Annotated in this window: 17 protein-coding genes and 1 tRNA gene; 1 reads left to right on the top strand and 17 read right to left on the bottom strand. The window is 65.4% G+C overall.

Annotated features, from left to right (window positions below; all coding sequences use genetic code 11):
- Nucleotides 1-52 precede the first annotated feature (52 nt).
- The 16 genes from BMY12_RS06395 to BMY12_RS06320 form a co-directional block, all read right to left on the bottom strand.
- Nucleotides 53-856 carry a sterol desaturase family protein gene (locus tag BMY12_RS06395; protein ID WP_093283593.1) on the bottom strand — a complete coding sequence of 268 codons (804 nt, stop codon included), beginning with the start codon at nt 854-856 and terminating at the stop codon, nt 53-55.
- Nucleotides 856-1,929 carry a MarR family winged helix-turn-helix transcriptional regulator gene (locus BMY12_RS06390; RefSeq protein WP_093283592.1) on the bottom strand — a complete coding sequence of 358 codons (1,074 nt, stop codon included), beginning with the start codon at nt 1,927-1,929 and terminating at the stop codon, nt 856-858. The genes BMY12_RS06395 and BMY12_RS06390 overlap by 1 nt, the downstream gene beginning before the upstream one ends.
- 213 nt (nt 1,930-2,142) lie before the next feature.
- Nucleotides 2,143-2,610, bottom strand: coding sequence for a hypothetical protein (locus BMY12_RS06385; RefSeq protein WP_143068865.1), 468 nt, complete (start codon nt 2,608-2,610; stop codon nt 2,143-2,145).
- Nucleotides 2,611-2,625: 15 nt separating this feature from the next.
- Complete coding sequence (locus tag BMY12_RS06380; RefSeq protein WP_093283587.1) at nt 2,626-4,620, bottom strand: CopD family protein; 1,995 nt, start codon at nt 4,618-4,620, stop codon at nt 2,626-2,628.
- The gene (locus BMY12_RS06375; RefSeq protein WP_093283584.1) at nt 4,617-5,006 is read right to left on the bottom strand and encodes a copper resistance CopC family protein; all 390 of its coding nucleotides are present in this window, start codon (nt 5,004-5,006) and stop codon (nt 4,617-4,619) included. The genes BMY12_RS06380 and BMY12_RS06375 overlap by 4 nt, the downstream gene beginning before the upstream one ends.
- Before the next feature lie 18 nt (nt 5,007-5,024).
- Nucleotides 5,025-5,621, bottom strand: a complete 597-nt coding sequence (locus BMY12_RS06370; protein ID WP_093283582.1) for a hypothetical protein — start codon at nt 5,619-5,621, stop codon at nt 5,025-5,027.
- Entirely contained in the window at nt 5,621-6,850 is a 1,230-nt protein-coding gene (amoB, locus tag BMY12_RS06365; protein WP_093283579.1) for a bacterial ammonia monooxygenase, subunit AmoB, read from the bottom strand. Before amoB ends, BMY12_RS06370 begins: the two co-directional genes overlap by 1 nt.
- A 10-nt stretch (nt 6,851-6,860) precedes the next feature.
- On the bottom strand, nt 6,861-7,616 hold the full coding sequence (locus BMY12_RS06360) for a methane monooxygenase/ammonia monooxygenase subunit A (protein ID WP_093283576.1): 756 nt from the start codon (nt 7,614-7,616) through the stop codon (nt 6,861-6,863).
- Nucleotides 7,617-7,803: 187 nt separating this feature from the next.
- Nucleotides 7,804-8,592: a methane monooxygenase/ammonia monooxygenase subunit C gene (locus BMY12_RS06355; protein ID WP_093283574.1), complete on the bottom strand. Its 789-nt coding sequence runs from the start codon at nt 8,590-8,592 to the stop codon at nt 7,804-7,806.
- A gap of 358 nt (nt 8,593-8,950) precedes the next feature.
- Nucleotides 8,951-9,742, bottom strand: coding sequence for a MerR family transcriptional regulator (locus BMY12_RS06350; protein ID WP_281242405.1), 792 nt, complete (start codon nt 9,740-9,742; stop codon nt 8,951-8,953).
- 275 nt (nt 9,743-10,017) lie between these two features.
- Nucleotides 10,018-10,094, bottom strand: a tRNA-Met gene (locus BMY12_RS06345).
- Complete coding sequence (locus BMY12_RS06340; protein WP_218140108.1) at nt 10,085-11,347, bottom strand: SAM-dependent methyltransferase; 1,263 nt, start codon at nt 11,345-11,347, stop codon at nt 10,085-10,087. The genes BMY12_RS06345 and BMY12_RS06340 overlap by 10 nt, the downstream gene beginning before the upstream one ends.
- Before the next feature lie 97 nt (nt 11,348-11,444).
- On the bottom strand, nt 11,445-12,203 hold the full coding sequence (locus BMY12_RS06335) for a hypothetical protein (protein ID WP_143068864.1): 759 nt from the start codon (nt 12,201-12,203) through the stop codon (nt 11,445-11,447).
- Between the two features lie 48 nt (nt 12,204-12,251).
- Nucleotides 12,252-13,346: a redox-regulated ATPase YchF gene (gene ychF, locus BMY12_RS06330; protein WP_093283563.1), complete on the bottom strand. Its 1,095-nt coding sequence runs from the start codon at nt 13,344-13,346 to the stop codon at nt 12,252-12,254.
- A gap of 30 nt (nt 13,347-13,376) precedes the next feature.
- On the bottom strand, nt 13,377-13,973 hold the full coding sequence (gene pth / locus BMY12_RS06325; RefSeq protein WP_093283560.1) for an aminoacyl-tRNA hydrolase: 597 nt from the start codon (nt 13,971-13,973) through the stop codon (nt 13,377-13,379).
- A 96-nt stretch (nt 13,974-14,069) separates the two neighbouring features.
- On the bottom strand, nt 14,070-14,747 hold the full coding sequence (locus BMY12_RS06320) for a 50S ribosomal protein L25/general stress protein Ctc (protein WP_093283557.1): 678 nt from the start codon (nt 14,745-14,747) through the stop codon (nt 14,070-14,072).
- Nucleotides 14,748-14,917: 170 nt separating this feature from the next.
- On the opposite strand from BMY12_RS06320, the gene BMY12_RS06315 reads away from it, so the two are divergent.
- Nucleotides 14,918-15,358 (top strand): hypothetical protein, encoded by a 441-nt coding sequence (locus tag BMY12_RS06315; RefSeq protein WP_093283555.1) that lies wholly within the window; start codon nt 14,918-14,920, stop codon nt 15,356-15,358.
- Here the strand turns inward: BMY12_RS06315 and BMY12_RS06310 are convergent.
- The gene (locus tag BMY12_RS06310; RefSeq protein WP_093283552.1) at nt 15,355-16,308 is read right to left on the bottom strand and encodes a ribose-phosphate diphosphokinase; all 954 of its coding nucleotides are present in this window, start codon (nt 16,306-16,308) and stop codon (nt 15,355-15,357) included. The genes BMY12_RS06315 and BMY12_RS06310 overlap by 4 nt on opposite strands.
- Nucleotides 16,309-16,377 lie beyond the last annotated feature (69 nt).

Genomic DNA, 16,377 nt, shown 5'->3' with positions numbered 1-16,377 from the left:
ACGAAACCCGGTCCGCAGGCGGCTGCGGACCGGGTTTGCGTGCGAGGGTCTTTTAACCCTGCGAGGTGGCGTCGGCGTTCTTGATCTCGCCGCGCTTGGGGCGCTGCCAGCCCTGGCCGGTGTCGTAGGTGCCGAACAGCCAGTCGTAGAACAAGGAGATGGTGGCGAAGTTGCCGGCGGTGAAGCGCGCGTGATGCACGTGATGCATGAAGGACATGTAGCGCAGATAGCGGTACGGGAAGCGATCCTCGATGTCCATCAGATCATGGTTGTGCAGATTGATCTCGGAGAAGGCGATGGCGGTGATGATGATGGTGACGATGTGGAAGTCGCCCATCAGCAGGCCCAGCACGCCGATGGTGCTGCCATAAAGGCCCACGCCCAGCGAGGTTTCGATCGGGTGCAGATAGTTGGAATCCATGCGGCAGGGATTGCGCTGCTGATGATGCACGGCGTGCACCCACATCAGCGGGCCGGGGCCGAAGCCGCCGTCATGAAACAGGAAGCGGTGCGTGAGGTAGTAGAAGAAGTCATAGACCATCAGGATCGCGAACACCTCCAGCGGAATCTTCCACCAGGGCTGCGGCTGGCTGCTGACCACGAAGGGAATGACGAAGATGAAGATCGCCAGATAGGTGCTCAGGCCCCAGAGCTTGCTGCGGTTCTGGATCGGCATGTAGAAGCTGCGCTTGAGACGGTCCGTCGCGGCGCTTTTGTTCAGCTCGCGTGATTTGCGAAAAGCCGGAATCAGACGGATCAGCGGCGCGACGGCCGCCGGAATGCCGAGCACGGCCAGCAGCGCGATCAGCGCCGGCTGCCAGTGATAGGTTTCAGAGAAGAAGTGGGAGAAGTCCATTACCGCTTTCCTCGGGTGGCGTTCATCAGGTCCAGGGCCAGTGCGCGGGCGCCGGTGACGCCCAGCTCCGCGACCAGTTGTTGTGAAAGCTGTTCGATGCGCGTGCGCAAGGCGCGGTTGCTGTCGTAACGCTGGGTGATGGCGAGATAGAAGCTGTGCATGCTCTCGTCGAGCAGCCGAAAATCCGCCTCGCCGAGCGTGGCGCGCATGTCGGCTTCGATCTGTGCGACCTTGCCGGCGACTTCACGCAGCAGCTTCTGGCCTTGCGGCGAGAGGTGCACCACGATCTGCCGGCGGTCCTGCGGATCTTCCTCGCGCCGCACATAGCCTTGTGCTTCGAGTTCGGCGGCACTGGCGGCCACCGCCTGCTTGCTGACGCCGAGAATGGCCGCCATCTGCTGCAGGCGCCGACCCTCGGGTCCGAGCATGCCCAGCAGCTGGCCGATGCCCGGGCGCAGTTCGGGACGGGTTTTCTGGCCCATGGCGACGGCGAGTTCCTGGCGCAGCAGCTTGCTGAGCTTGGGCAGCACCACGGCCAGGCGCGCGGGCCGGCGGCCGGCCTTGGCCGCGACGGCATTCTCCAGGCCGGTTTGCAGGGCCTGCTCGCCGCTCATCGCTGCCAGCAGCCGGTCGAGTATGTCGAGCAGGCGATGCAGGCGGGTGGCGCCGATGGTCTCGGCCAGCTGCGCCTGGATGTCGTTGGCGGCCTCGACTCCTTCGCGCAGCAGTTCCAGGCCTTTGGCCGACAGCGAGAGCATGCTGGAACGGCTGTCCTGCGGATGGCTGCGCCGCCGGGTCAGGCCGCGTTGTTCCAGCTCGCGCAGGGTCTTGCTGCAGGCCTGCTTGCTGATGCGCAGACGTTCGGCCAGTTCGCCCGGTGAATGATCGCGTTCCACCAGCAGCGACACGTAGTCGGCATAGCTCAGGCTCAGCTTGCCGTAGCGGCGCTTCTGCGCCAGCCGCTCCATGGACTGCTTCTGCACGAAGTGCGTGACCACCATCAGCCGCGCCAGCAGGCTGTGATTGGCCGCCTGCGGCTGCTCCTGCTGGCGGGACTGGACAGTACTGTTCATCAGCCAATAGTAAACAGAGATTGTCGAAATATACAAATATTGGAAACTATTTGCGCAGGCCGGCACGCGGCGCCACTGGCGTGGCACCCTGCGCGGCGGGTGGACGGGACGGGGAGCGGCCCGGGCCGGCCGGCCCGGGCCCAAAGTCGCTAAAACGGGCCGCCGGTTGCGGCCCCTGTGTCTGCGCGCGGCTTGCGCTCAGGCCGGGGCGGCTTACTGCCTGGCCGCATCCGCGGCGACGGTGACCCGCACTTCATTGACGCTGCTGGCGATGGTGCGGTGCATGGCGTCCGACCAGTAGACGCGGATGGTCTGCGCGCCGGGCTTGGCTTCGAGATCGAACAGGAACAGATAGGTGTCGGGCCCCAGGCGGATCAGCTGGTTGACCATCGGCATCAGCGAGACACCGGCGCTTTCGATGTGCAGATGCGTCCCCATCTGCGCGGCGCCCATGGTCAGATCCGCCATCCTGCCCGGCGTCTTGAAGATCACCGCCAGCTGCGGGCTCACCACCGCGCCATTCTGCGGCAGCAGGATCGACAGCGGCGGTGCGGAGGCCGTGCTCTCGGCGGGCGCCATCGTCGCCATGTCGTGATGGTGGCTGTGATCGTCGTGTGCGCGCGCCAGCGGGGCGCAGAGGCTCAGGGCGGTGCTCAGCAACAGGGTCAGAGAACGTTTCACGTAAGACTCCAGGTTTCAGTGGACGTGGTCGTCCGGTGGCGGACGCAGGCGCGGCTCGCTTGCCAGCGCCTGCACTTGTTCGATCAACTTGCCGCAGGCGCTCCAGCCCTGCGGGTCCTCGTCCGGCAGCCAGCGTGCGCGCACGTAGCCGTAGCGGTCGATGAGGAATTCGGCATGCGAGCGGTTCATGCCGAGCTGCTGTCCGTCGCCGCGATTGCCCAGGCTGCGGCTCAGCAGCTGATAGGCGGACCAGATTTCCGCAGCCCCGTCCGTCACCACCGTGAACGGCAGGGCTCGTGGCGGTGCGCGTCCATCGATGGCAATCGCCAGCACCTGCAGGCCTTGCTGCAGGTGCAGGGCGTGACTGGCGGCCAGATGGTCGAGGCGGGCGCGGCTTTGCGCCTGACGCGGATCGAAGAACACCAGCAGTACCGGCTGACGCTCGCGCCAGTCCTTCAGCTCGGCCTCGCCTTGCGCGGTTTCATAATAGAAATTCGGCGCGCCGAGCCAGGGGCTGTTGCGCACGATCTGGGGACTCAGGATGCGTGCTTCGAAGCCTTGCGAAAAAGCGCGCAGAAAATTGGCCAGGTCCCAGCGGTCCTGCTCGCTGGTGACCGCCGCGAATCCCGGCATGCCGCCTTGCGGGATGCCGTGACTGAACCACCAGTACATATCGCCCACGGTGTGCAGCGCCGTATGCGGCTCGCTGAGATTGACCGGTGGCTTCGGCAGGGACTTGGCCAGCACGCCATCGCCCAGCGCGCCGCGTCCATGGCAGGCCACGCAATGCATCTCGAACAAGGCCTGGCCGTGGGCGATGGAAACCGTGAGATAGGGCGCCGTGGAGCGGCGGAAGGTGTCCGGATAAGCCGGCACCGCCAGCGCCCACATCGTCGCCGCCAGGCCGCCGGCACACAGCAGCAAGGCGACGGCGCGCAGCCCTGCCTGCGGCGCGCTGCGGCTGCGCAAGCCCAGGATCAGGCCCAGGGCGATCGCCAGTGCGCCCAGGCCGGTGACCAGCGGCGTGGGCCAGACTTTCCAGGTCGCGGACAGCGACAGCCGGAACGGCAGGTACCAGAGCGGCTGTTCGTGCGTGGCCGGCGTGGTCTGCGCCAGCGCGGCAGCGGCCAGCAGAATCGCCAGCGCCAGCGCCCATTCGCGGCTGACGCAGCGCGCGGCCTGCGCAAAGGCCTGCGACGAGTGCTGCTGCATCTGCGGCAGCCACCCTTGCCGGAGACGCCAGGCCTGATGCAGGGCCAGCAGCAGCAGGACGATCTTGGTGAGCATCAGCAGTCCGAAGCGGGTGCCGAGCCAGTCGCCCTCGTTGCGCGTGTATTGCAGGCTCAGCACGATGCCGGCCGCCACGATCAGCCCCATTGCCGGCAGGGCTGCGGTCGAGAAGCGCGCGAATGCCCGGATGGCATAGGGTCGCAGCGCGTCGTGCGCAGGCGCGCTGGCCAGTCGCGCCAGCGCGAGCCAGGACGGCAGGGCCCCCAGCCAGGCACTGGCGATGACGATGTGCAGGGCGTTGAGCGGCATCAGCCACCAGGCATCGTCGCCGCCGGCGGCATGACCTGCGAGGCTGGCGCCACCGGCGGTGAGCGCCGCGAGCAGCAGCAATATCAGCAGCGTTGGCCGGCGATCCAGTCTGTCGCCACGCCAGCTGAGTGCCAGCAGCATCAGCATCAGCGCGCTCAGCGTCAGACGCCAGGCCCAGATGTGACCGACCAGGGTCTTGCCGATCAGCGCGGACAGCAGCGCGACATCAAGCGTCGGTTCGCGTCCCGGCTGATCCGCCAGCAGCTGTGCCTGCGTGGCGATCCACAGCAGCAGGGACAAGGGCAGGGCCAGCGCGGCCCACAGCAGCCAGCGGCGCTGCCGGGCTCGCCAGAGCCTGGCCTGCGCCTGCTGCTGCGGCCCTGCCAGCAGCAGGAAGGCGCTCACGCCCAGCAACTGCGCCTGCGCCCACAGCGCGATGAAGCGCGCGGCGATGCCGAGGCCTACGCTCACTGCGAAGCGGCCGCGGCCTCGATGCGGAAGCGATAGCCGTATTCAACCAGATGTCCGTCCTGGGACAGCACGCGGTAATGGACGGTGTAGGTTCCCGGCGCGAGTGCCGGCAGGCTGACGCTGAGTTTGTTGGGCTCGGTCGGACTGCTTTCCGGCGTGCCGGTGCGCACCGCCTGGCCGCTCGGGTCTTCGACACGGATGGTGGAGAACGAGGTCTCCACGTTTTCGTTGAACCACAACTCGATGGCACGCGGCGGCTGACGCAGCGTGGCGCGCGAGCCCGGCGTGGACTTGAGCAGCGCCGCGTGCGCCCAGGCGCCGCCCACCGGGGCCAGCGCCAGCAACAGCGCCAGCGGGCGGAGCTTGCGGGACAGGGAAGGGATCACGGCGGCGTCCGGTTCGCGCTACGCGGCTGGCGCGGCTTTGAGCTTGCGCCCGGTGAGGCGGTACAGCAGCAGCGAGAGCGTCATGATCACCGCAAAGGCGAGCAGATACGGCCAGCGCTTGCTGACACCAACCTTGAACGGGAACACCGAGTGGATCACCGCGCCGCTCTGCGGATCGGTGGCGGTGAGCACGCCGATGTACCAGCCGGCTTTCGTGAAGCTGGGCTTGAAGGTGATGGTGCCGTGCGGATACTGCGCCGGCGGCACGTTCATCAGCGCCGAGCGACGGATCGTATCGAGCCCGCCCAGATCCTCGAAACGCGCGCGCGAGCCCAGATCGGCGTTATCGGCGACGACGCTGAACTCGACGTTCATGCCGCGCAGCGCGTTGTCGATGAAGTCCAGCACGATGATGGCGTCGGCCACCTCCGGAATGTCCTCGCAGAATTCCTGCGTGGCGCGGAACTCCGGCTGATAGCCGCTGAAGTGCGCACGGTACTGACCGATGCGCATGATGCAGACATCGTTCTCGACGGAGACGCCGCCGTGGGCGCTCGCGGCTGTCGCCGCGAGCGCCGTCAGCGCGCCCAGAATACCCAGGAGCCATCCGCGCATTAGCCGAACACCGGAATCATCGGGCCGCCAATTTCCGCGTAATAGCGTTTGCCCTGGTCGTCATAGAAGAACAGCATGCCGGCGATGACGGCATCCGGGGAGGCAATCATGGTGGTCATGCGCTGCGTCTCCCACATGGCATCGTCGGCGTAGATCACCAGCTTGCGGGTTTCGCCAGCCGGGATCGGGCTGCCTTCCACGCGCAGGGCATCCGGCGCCACCAGATCGTCCTCATCGGTCGGCTTGATGTCGAGCACCTTGCTGTTGATGAAGCGCAGATTGCCGGCGGAAAACTCGCCGATGCTCAGCGGCCGGTCGCTCTTGTTGCTCACCGTCAGTTCGATGCGGAAGCTGCGGCCGGGAATCCGGTAGCGTGCCTCGCCCATGGTCACTTCCAGCGGCATCGGTGCCTGCACCGCCGGCGGGGTGTGCACCTTGCCGGTCTGCAGCGGCGTGGTGATGGGCCAGCGATCATTGGCGTAGAGGTAGCCGCCCATCGTGACCGACAGGGTGATGATCAGGAACAGCAGGCCCAGGCGCCGGTCGGTGGGCGTCAGGATGGCGTCGGCGTCCTGGCCCAGTTCGCTGACACGCTTGAAGCGCGGCACGATCAGCGGACGGCGCGAGAACAGCCAGTAGACGATCCAGGCTGCGGCAATCAGCATCCACAGCGCCGACCAGGCCACGGTGTGGCCGAAGTTGTAATGCTCCATATCCACCGTCTGGCCCAGCAGGGTCTTGGCGGTGTTGGTGAACTGCGCTTCGCTGCCGGTGACTTCCACCCAGATGCCGGGGCCGATCACCGGACCGGCCGACTCGACGTTGATCAGCGGATGGATGTGGTACTTGCCGGGCTTGCGCGCCTTGAGCGTGATCTCGAAGTTGTACAGCTCGCCCTTGTGGAAGGCGGTCGAGCGGATGCCGGGCGTGCCGTTGATCCGGCTGTCGAGGCGCACGAAGGTGGGCCCCGGCACGCCGATGTTCAGATAGGAAGCGCCTTCGATGGAATGCACGTGCTCCGGCCAGTAGTTGGAAGGCACGAACGAGCCTTTCACCACCAGGATGTCATTGACCTGCAGCTGCTTGGTCGACACCGAGACATCGAACCATTCCACGGTGCGCATGCGCAGTGCCGGCTGCTGGGCGCGTTCGCCGTGCGCTTCGGCCAGCGAAGGGATCAGGACGCTGAGGACCAGGAAGATCAGCGCGAGAACAGCGGAAAATCTCATGGCGATCTCCTTAGACGATCTTGCGAATCCAGATCGCCTTGACACCGAGCGAGCCGATCCAGATCCAGAACCAGTAGTTGATGATGTTGATGAAGCCGGCGAACACCGCGGTCAGCGGCGTGACCGCTTCGCCAAAGGTGCGCAGCGTGGACTGCTCGATGATGCGCAGATATTCCGGAATCGAGGTTCTGACGTACTCGAAGCCGAACACGTCGGCGACGGTCATCAGGATGCCGTCCATCTCCACGGGCACGTGGTACTGCGCCAGGATCGGCCAGTTCATCGGGTAGATGAGCAGTCCCACCAGGAACGCGCCGATCAGGCCGGTGAAGAACCAGCTGCGGGTCAGCAGCAGCATGCAGTCCAGCAGCAGACCGAGGCCCACGTACGAGGACGGGAACACCATGTCCATCGGGAAGTTGGCCAGCAGATGGAAATTCAGATAGCGGCTGATCCAGGCGGCCAGGGACAGGCAGAAGATGGTGAGCGTGCCGCCCAGCGGCAGGCGCAGCTTGTCCCAGAGCAGATAGCCGAACACGGCCGGCAGAACGGTGATGGCCAGCGGTGTGACCAGCGGCCACCAGCGGCGGTCACGCCAGTCGATCCAGTAGTCCCAATCGCCGACCAGCAGCGCGAAGTGGAAACTGAAAATGCCCATGAACAGCAGCACGACAAGCGGAATGATCAGCATGTCGAACTGCAGATATGAGCGCCGTTGTTCGGCCGTCGTGGTGACGGCCGTGTCGTTGGGTACGGCAGCGGTCATGGTGGCTCCCTCTTGAGAGGCGCGTTACAGGAAATCGAGCGCGCGCCTTGTGCCGATCCGTCTTTTGGCGGGGGAAGCGTTCACAAGCGCGGGCAAAAAACCCCTGACGGCGAACCCGCGAGGGTTCGCCGTTCAAGGCATGGCTAGGGTCTGGCCGGTGATGGCGTCGCGGCGCGACGCCCGGCGATCAGGCGGCGGACGCTGCCTTGTCCACGGACATGAGGCGGGTGAGCTGCACCACTCGCGTCAGCACCTGGACGATGAGGCCGCCGGCGGCAAAGGCCGACCAGCCCAGGGCGACGAAGCCCCAGTGGATCGGCGCCGCGAACAGTTCCTCGGCGTAGAAGAAGGTGTGGCCCCACTCGTTCAGGCCGAGGTTGGGCATGATCATGAACGGGCCGGCCACCAGCAGCGCGAACGGCAGCGAGAGCTTGTTGGCGAACTGCGGAATCCGGGTGCGCGCGTACATGAAGGCCACGAACGAAGCCAGGATGAAGCAAGGCACGCCGAAGTAGAACAGACCGATGTGCGTGGGGGTGAAGTCGGTGTCGCGGATCGTGATCTGGTGCCAGGCGGCGTCGGATTCGGTGTAGATCGAAGCGACGATGTAGAAGATCACGCCGAAGGCGAGCAGCAGGGACATCATCACCATGTAGCGACGCAGTTCCTCGCCGGGCTTGATCTTGTCGAGGTTGCGGTCACGGGTCGCCCACAGATACAGGCCCGCGCCGACGCCGAACAGCACCTCGATCGAGAGTTCCGAGTACAGCAGGCTCATCCAGTACTTCTGGAATTCGGGGCTGAAGAAGTCCAGGCCATAGGTGAAGGCGGTGGCGTGCTGATAAAAGCGGTAGCAGGTGAACAGCGTCAGCAGCGCGGCGGTTGCCAGAAAGAACTTGGCCCAGGGCGCGGTCGGGCTGCGCTCGGACAAGGCCTTGTCGACGTCTGCTTTGACGCTGGAGGCTAGGGTGGCCATGAAAAAAATCTCCTCGAATCGAATGAACGCGATATCGCCAAAGACCCCTCGGAGTACATCGGACTGGTACTCGGAGGGTTCCAACTTTCTGGTTATATCTTCTGGCGGACACTAGAAGAGTGTCAAGTGTGCGTAGACGTACTACGTACAATTTACTGGCGGATCCATTGTCCGCGCGCATTGCGAAATTTCGCGTTTTGCTGTATCCGCGCACGCGTTTATTGGGGGGGCGGCTTCACGGCGCAGGGACCGGCGATGGTGCCGCGCAGGGCCGCGGGTGCCCTGGCTGTCTGCAGGCGGCGAGGCGCCACCGCCGGCGCCACGCGCCTGGGTGGCCGCCGGCTTCCCGCCAGAAGGCTTAGTTGCTGCCGGCCTTGCTGCGCCGCGGGGATTTACGGGGGGCGGCGCTCTTGGCGTCCGCGTCGGCCTGGCGGCTGACGAAGCGCTGGATGAAATGCGCCAGCCGCCGCTCGTGCAGAATCACGAAGATGCGGCTCAGGGACGGGATGATGACGCCCTGCAGCCTCGCGGCTTCGTCGGAAGACATCGTGCGGATGCGCTTTTCGAACAGGTGCAGCTCCTGGGCGATGCCGGCGTCGACCAGATCGCGCAGATAGACCAGATCCCGCGGGCTGAACTGACGTTCCGCGTTGAGGCCGTTGTCGCGCATGCGCACCCACAGCTGCGCCAGCTCGATATCGCTGACGGTCACCACGCCTTGCTCCGCGAAGCCGATTTCCTGCAGCTCCTGCAGTTCCTTCGGGCTCAGGCCGAGATTCTGGCCAACCTGGGCCACCGAGCTGGAGACCGTGAGCTTTCTGCTGTCGAGTTCCAGCTTTTCACGGATCTGCGACAGCACCTTGGTCTGCGCCTTGGTGAACTCGTATTCGTCGGAGGAGCCGGCGACCAGGGTCTTGATCGCCTTGAGCGGCAGGAAGTGATCCTGGCGCAGGCGCTGAATCAGGCGCAGCAGTTCGACATGGCGGTCGGAATACCAGCCCATGTTGCGCGCGGTCTTGGCCGGATGCGGCAGCAGGCCTTCGTTGATGTAGAAGCGGATCGTCTCCCTTGAGACGCCTGTCATCGCCGAGACTTGCTTGATCCGGTACTGCGAGCTGGCATCAGCGGACTTTTTCGGCGCGCGGGGCATGGGAGTTCGGAAAGTGAGCGGGCGGCGATGGCGCGGACAGGCCAAGGCAGGCGGTTTTTTTCGATTGTAACCGGCTTTCGTCGCGGCACCCGCCGCTGCCGCGGCCATGCGCAAGGCCGGGCGGGCGGTGCTGGGCAAGGCCTGGGGCTGCTGCTGCGCAGCGAGAGATGGGACCGGCCTCAGCCGCAAGTCTGGTGGGCTGCACTGAAGCGGCTGTGCGTGCCCGGCCCGGCCTCCCTGAAACCTGCCACACCATCAAGAGAGGCTTGAAGAATTGGTGGTGATGAGTGGAATCGAACCACCGACCTCAGCATTATGAGTGCCGCGCTCTAACCGTCTGAGCTACATCACCACGGGGGCGCGCATTGTAGGGAATTCATCCGGCAACGTCGAGACGTTGGCCGGCTCCGTTTGGCGACCGGGGTAGAGGTAGTCGCGGGTGGTGGGCAGGCGCTGCAGGTTCTTGCTCAGCTGCAACTGGAAGACGCAGAGATTGCCCCAGCGAAACGCGGCTTCGCTGCTCTGCAGATAGAACTCCCACATGCGGCAGAAGCGCTCACCCAGGCGCTGGGCGAATTCGGCGCGCGCCTGCTGGAAGCGCTGCTGCCAGTGCTGCAGGGTCAGGGCGTAGTGCAGGCGCCAGATCTCCAGATCGTTGAGCAGCAGGGGCTGCGGCTGCATGGCCTGCAGCACTTCGGAGGCCGCCGGAATGTAGCCGCCGGGGAAGATGTATTTGCGGATCCAGGGATTGGTCACGCCCGGCGGGCCCAGGCGGCCGATGGTGTGCAGCAGCGCGCTGCCTTGCTCGTCCAGCAGCTCGGCAATGCGGCGGAAGAACACCGGATACTGCGGCCGGCCCACATGCTCGAACATGCCGACGCTGACGATGGCATCGAAGCGCCCCTGCATGTCGCGATAGTCCTGCAGCTGCAGCTGTACCTGCTTCTGCAGGCCGCGGTCGGCGACGCGCTGCAGGGCCACGGCCAGTTGCTCGCTGGACAGGGTGATTCCGGTGACCTGGACGCCATGGTGCTGCGCCAGATACATGGCCAGGCCACCCCAGCCGCAGCCGATGTCCAGCACGCGCGCGCCGGGTTTCAGATCCAGCTTGCGGGCAATCAGCGCGCACTTGGCCTGCTGCGCCTGTTCCAGCGTCATCTGCGGATTTTCGAAGTAGGCGCAGGAATAGAACATCTCGGCATCGAGAAAGCGCCGGTAGAGCGTGGCATCGAGGTTGTAGTGATGCTCCACATGGCGCCGGCTGATGCGGGGTACGTTGAGCTCCATCAGCTTGCCCAGGCCACGCTTCAGCCACGGCCAGCTCTGACGGCGGTCCAGCGCTTCTTCGATCTTGATCGCCACTTCCAGCACGCGTTTCAGCCCGCCTTGCACCGGCTGCCAGCGGCCGTCCATATAGGCTTCGCCGAACTTCAGTCCCGGGCGGCTCAGGATGCTGCGCAGCACCTGCGGACTGTGCAGCTGCAGGACCGCGCGCGGCTCACCATGTCCGAGCGTCCAGCGTCGTCCCTGGGGCGCGCTGAATTCCAGGGTGCCGCCCTCGAAGCCATGGCTCATGCGGTCGAGCAGAGACTGGGTGGTAAGCATACGAACCTCCTCGCGCAAGCTTGCTTGCGCTGACGTTCCAGCTCCCTGTCGAGGTCGATCTAATGATGGTGAAGCGCTTGCCGCACCGCGCCGTGTTTCAGCGCGTCCACTCCAAGCCTACATAGTAGGAAACCAGGTTGGTATCGCCTGCATTTCGCAGGCCACGGCCCAGCGATGCTACCAGATGCCAGCGCTCGCTGAAGTCCTGATGCAGAGCAAGGCTCATGCCCGTGCCGGTCTTGCCTTCGTGACTGTCGGGCGTCTCCGTGTACAGCTCGGTGCCCAGGCCCAGCGTGGGCGTCACCGCGCACAGGGTGCCGATGCCGAAGAACTGGTTGTTGCGCCGGTCGCGACCCGGATTGATGCGATAGCCGCCGCCACCGAACACATCGCAGCGGCCGATGCTCTTCTGCGCCCATAGCGGCAGGAACGTGGAGGCCGGACCCTGATCGTTCTGCGGAATCTCCACCGCCGGATAAAAGCTGATCTGCGGCAACCAGCCGTCTTCCTGCTCGTGCACGAAGCGATACTTCGCGCCCAGTTCGGTGGCGCCGTAGCGCGTGTGCCACTGCGGGTCGTCGCTGAGATCGAAGGCCAGGGGCAGGGTGATGCTCAGCTGCAGATCGGGCGCGGCGCCGTAGTTCAGCTCCGCACCCAGCAAAGTGCCGTCGGTGTTGTCGCGCACATGCGTGGCTTCCGTGAACAGATAGGCCTCGATATGACCATCGTCCACCGGCTCCGGATCATCGGTGCGAAACGGCGGGCCGGCCTGCGCCAGCGGGCAGAGCGCGAGCAGCAAAACGCCGCCCGGAAGGCGGCGCGAAGTCGGGTGCGAGGCGGCTTTTTTTTCGGTCATCCGCCAAGCCTAGCCGAGCTGGCTTGCGTCGGCATTAAGTGCGAGGCCTCAGACGTTGAAGCGGAAGTGCATCACATCGCCTTCCTGCACGATGTACTCCTTGCCTTCCAGGCGCCACTTGCCGGCCTCCTTGGCGCCGGCCTCGCCCTTGCAGCGGATGAAGTCGTCATAGGCGATGACTTCGGCGCGGATGAAGCCTTTCTCGAAGTCGGTGTGAATCACGCCGGCGGCCTGCGGCGCAGTGGCCCCCACCTTCACGGTCCAGGCGCGCACTTCCTGCACGCCGGCGGTGAAATAGGTCTGCAGGCCCAGCAGCGCGTAGGCGGCGCGGATCACGCGGTTCAGGCCCGGCTCTTCCAGGCCCAGGTCCTTGAGGAAGTCGGCCTTGTCGGCATCGTCCAGCAGCGCGATCTCGGCTTCGATGGCCGCGCACACCGCCACCAGCTGCGCGCCTTCCTTGTCGGCATGCGCCTGCAGGCGCTTCAGGTATTCGTTGCCGTTCTTCAGGCCCGCCTCGTCGACGTTGGCGACGTAGAGCATGGGCTTGGCGGTGATCAGATGCAGATCGCGCAGCTGCGCCTTTTCCTCGACATCCAGCGTCAGGGTGCGCGCCGGCTGGCCGCCGTCCAGATGGGCCTGCACGCGCTTGAGCAGCTCATGCTTGGCAATTGCATCCTTGGCGCCGGTCTTGGCGGCGCGTGCGGCGCGCTCGCAGGCCTTGGCCACGCTGTCCAGATCGGCCAGCGCCAGCTCGGTGTTGATCACCTCGGCGTCGCGGATCGGATCGGGGCTGCCGGAGACGTGAATCACGTCCGGGTTGTCGAAGCAGCGCGTGACATGGGCGATGGCATCGGTCTCGCGGATGTGGCCCAGGAACTGGTTGCCCAGACCTTCACCCTGCGAGGCGCCGGCGACCAGGCCGGCGATGTCCACGAACTCCACCGTGGTCGGCACCAGGCGCTGCGGTTTGACGAACACCGCCAGTGCATCCATGCGCGGGTCCGGCACCGGCACGATGCCGACATTGGGATCGATGGTGCAGAAGGGGTAGTTTTCCGCCGCGATCTGCGCCTTGGTCAGCGCGTTGAAGAGCGTCGATTTGCCCACGTTGGGCAGGCCGACGATGCCGCATTTGATACCCATATCGAAAAATCCTTGAAGTGAGGCGAGGGCTCAGGGCTTGGCGGCCTTGGTCTCGCTGTGCAGCTGATGCATGGCGCGCTCCCAGCCTTGCCGCAGCCAGGTTTCCACCGCCGATTGTGCCTGCGTCAGGCCTTGCGCAATCGCGCTTTCGTCCTCGCGGCTGGGCCGGCCCAGCACATAGCCCAGCACCAGATTCTTGTCGCCGGGATGGCCGATACCGATACGCAGCCGGCGGTACTGATCGCCCAGCACCTTGTGCACATCGCGCAGGCCGTTGTGCCCGCCGTGACCGCCGCCCAGCTTCAGGCGCATCGCCCCGGCCGGCAGATCCAGCTCATCGTGCGCCACCAGAATCGCCTCGGGCGGCAGCTTGTAGAACTGCGCCAGGGCCTGCACCGCCTGACCGCTGCGGTTCATGAAGGTGCCCGGCTTGAGCAGCAGCACTTCGTGGCCGCCCAGCTTGATGCGCGCGGTCTGGCCATGAAACTTGGCTTCCGTGCGCAGGCTGCTGCCCGCCGCTTCGGCCAGGCGATCCACAAACCAGAAGCCCGCGTTGTGGCGGGTTTTCTCGTATTCGCCGCCGGGATTGCCCAGGCCGACGATAGCGTGAAGAGTCGATGCGCTCATGGTGCCGGTTCAAAGAAAAAGACCGCTCGACCTGGACAGGGCGAGCGGTCTGGCGTGTCGCGAGTCCGCGCAGTGCTGGCGGACAGCGGCGGACGCTTACTTCTTCTTCTCGTCCTTCTTGGCAGCGGCGGCCGGAGCCGCTGCCGCAGCTGCGGGCGCCGCGCCTTCCGCAGGCGCCGGCGTTTCTTCTTCAACGGCAGCGCGCGGCAGATGCACGGAGGCCACGGACTGGTCGTTGCCGTGCTTGAGCTGCACCAGGCTCACGCCTTCGCCAAGCGGCAGCTGCGACAGATGCACCGACTCGTTGACGTTCAGGCCGGACAGATCCACCTCGATGAACTCGGGCAGGTCCTTGGGCAGGCACTCGACTTCCACCTGGTTGAGCTGATGCTCGACGATGCCGCCGCCGGTTTTCACGCCCGGGGCGATTTCCGCGCCCTTGAAGTGCAGGGGCACGTGCATGCGCAGCAGCTGGTCGGCCAGCACGCGCTGGAAGTCGGCGTGGATGGCGTAGCCGCTCACCGGATGACGCTGCAGATCCTTGAGCACCACCTGCTGCGAGGCGCCGTCCAGGGTCAGGGTCAGAAGATGCGAGTAGAAGGCTTCGATCTTCAGATGCTTGTGGAACTCGTTGCTGGACAGTGAAACCGACACCGGCGCATCGCGGCCACCGTAGATGACCGCCGGCAGCTTGCCCTCGCGACGCAGGCGGCGGCTCGCACCCTTGCCCTGGTCAGCGCGCGCTTCGGCGTTGACGACAAAATTCTCTTTCATGAAAGACTCCAGAACCGGATAAAAAAACGAAAACCCCTGCCCGCGACCAGGCAATGGGGGCGCGGATTGTACAGAAGTTCCACGAAAATGCCGAGTTACGAGCGCTGCTGCGTCCGGGTCCCGGCTGCGGGAAGATGTGCACCCATCAGACCAGGAAAAGGAGGAATGCCATGCTCGCCGCCGATTTGGCGCTGTTGTCCTCGGGCGCCCTGCTGTTGGTGGGCATGCTCACCGGCCGCTGGAAATACCGCCGGATGATGGCCAGTCCCACGGTGCAGGCGCCGGTGTACGTGGACATCGCGCACCGCGCTTCGCTGATGTACAGCTTCGCGGCCCTGGTGCTCTGGGCGCTGGCGCAGCGCAGCGTGTTCAGCAATGCCGTGAATCTGGCGGCGGTGGCGGCGAACCTGATCTTCTACGTGGCGGCGATTGCCGCCTATGTGCTGCATGGCCTGCTGCAGGACACCGACAATCAGCTGCGCCGGCCGCATCGCCTGGGCAGCGGCGAATTGTCGCCGGGCCTGATGCGGGCCTTCATGGCGGCGCTGACGGCCGCCGAGATCGGTGGCGCCGGCGTGCTGCTGCTCGGCGCCGCGCGGGGGCTCGCTTAATCCAGATACAGCGAGCTGACCGATTCCTCCGCCGAGATGCGGCGGATGGTTTCGGCCAGCAGGCTGCCGATCGAGAGCTGCCGGATTTTCGGGCAGGCGCGGGCGGCAGCGGTCAGCGGGATGCTGTCGGTGACCACGAGTTCGTCCAGCACCGAGTTGCTGATGTTCGTGATCGCCGGGCCCGAGAGCACGGCGTGGGTGACGTAGGCCACCACCTTGATCGCGCCTTCTTCCTTGAGCGCGGCCGCAGCCTTGCACAGGGTGCCGGCGGTGTCCACGAGGTCATCGACCAGCACGCAGGTGCGGCCTTCGACATCGCCGATGATGTTCATCACCCGCGATTCATTGGGCTTGGGACGGCGCTTGTCGATGATCGCCAGTTCCGCATCGTCCAGGCGCTTGGCCACCGCGCGGGCGCGCACCACACCGCCCACGTCCGGTGCCACCACGATCAGGTTCTCGTACTTCTGGCGCCAGATCTCGCCCAGCAGCACCGGGCTGGCGTAGACATTGTCCACCGGGATGTCGAAGAAGCCCTGGATCTGGTCGGCGTGCAGATCGACGGTGAGCACGCGGTCGGCGCCGCATTCGCCGATCATGTCGGCGACCACCTTGGCCGAGATCGGCACGCGCGCGCTGCGCGGGCGGCGGTCCTGGCGGGCGTAGCCGAAGTAGGGGATCACCGCGGTGACGCGACCGGCCGAGGAGCGCTTGAGCGCGTCCAGCAGCATCAGCAGTTCCATGATGCTGTCATTGGTCGGCGTGCAGGTGGGCTGCACCACGAACACGTCCTTGCCGCGCACGTTTTCCAGGATCTCGATCTGGATTTCACCATCGGAGAACTTGGCGACCATCGCCTGGCCCAGCGAGGTCTTGAGATAGCCGGCGATGTCCTGGGACAGCTTCGGGTTGGCATTGCCCGAGAACAGCATCAGCTTGGAATCAACCATGCGTTGGCCTGCGATGATGAATGCGACGTGTGTCAATCAGCGGCAGCGATGCGCGGCTGCCGCAGGGAT

Source organism: Solimonas aquatica (genome assembly GCF_900111015.1).
In the GTDB taxonomy this organism is placed as follows: domain Bacteria; phylum Pseudomonadota; class Gammaproteobacteria; order Nevskiales; family Nevskiaceae; genus Solimonas; species Solimonas aquatica.
The sequence above is the reverse complement of the archived record's forward strand: the minus strand, read 5'-3'. Positions and strand labels throughout refer to the sequence as shown.

Bases quoted from the DNA above. Each gene is read 5' to 3' on its own strand.
- BMY12_RS06395 (WP_093283593.1), bottom strand. From the start codon at position 856: ATGGACTTCTCCCACTTCTTCTCTGAAACCTATCACTGGCAGCCGGCG.
- BMY12_RS06390 (WP_093283592.1), bottom strand. From the start codon at position 1,929: ATGAACAGTACTGTCCAGTCCCGCCAGCAGGAGCAGCCGCAGGCGGCC.
- BMY12_RS06370 (WP_093283582.1), bottom strand. From the start codon at position 5,621: ATGCGCGGATGGCTCCTGGGTATTCTGGGCGCGCTGACGGCGCTCGCG.
- amoB (WP_093283579.1), bottom strand. From the start codon at position 6,850: ATGAGATTTTCCGCTGTTCTCGCGCTGATCTTCCTGGTCCTCAGCGTC.
- BMY12_RS06360 (WP_093283576.1), bottom strand. From the start codon at position 7,616: ATGACCGCTGCCGTACCCAACGACACGGCCGTCACCACGACGGCCGAA.
- BMY12_RS06355 (WP_093283574.1), bottom strand. From the start codon at position 8,592: ATGGCCACCCTAGCCTCCAGCGTCAAAGCAGACGTCGACAAGGCCTTG.
- BMY12_RS06350 (WP_281242405.1), bottom strand. From the start codon at position 9,742: ATGCCCCGCGCGCCGAAAAAGTCCGCTGATGCCAGCTCGCAGTACCGG.
- BMY12_RS06340 (WP_218140108.1), bottom strand. From the start codon at position 11,347: ATGCTTACCACCCAGTCTCTGCTCGACCGCATGAGCCATGGCTTCGAG.
- BMY12_RS06335 (WP_143068864.1), bottom strand. From the start codon at position 12,203: ATGACCGAAAAAAAAGCCGCCTCGCACCCGACTTCGCGCCGCCTTCCG.
- ychF (WP_093283563.1), bottom strand. From the start codon at position 13,346: ATGGGTATCAAATGCGGCATCGTCGGCCTGCCCAACGTGGGCAAATCG.
- pth (WP_093283560.1), bottom strand. From the start codon at position 13,973: ATGAGCGCATCGACTCTTCACGCTATCGTCGGCCTGGGCAATCCCGGC.
- BMY12_RS06320 (WP_093283557.1), bottom strand. From the start codon at position 14,747: ATGAAAGAGAATTTTGTCGTCAACGCCGAAGCGCGCGCTGACCAGGGC.
- BMY12_RS06315 (WP_093283555.1), top strand. From the start codon at position 14,918: ATGCTCGCCGCCGATTTGGCGCTGTTGTCCTCGGGCGCCCTGCTGTTG.
- BMY12_RS06310 (WP_093283552.1), bottom strand. From the start codon at position 16,308: ATGGTTGATTCCAAGCTGATGCTGTTCTCGGGCAATGCCAACCCGAAG.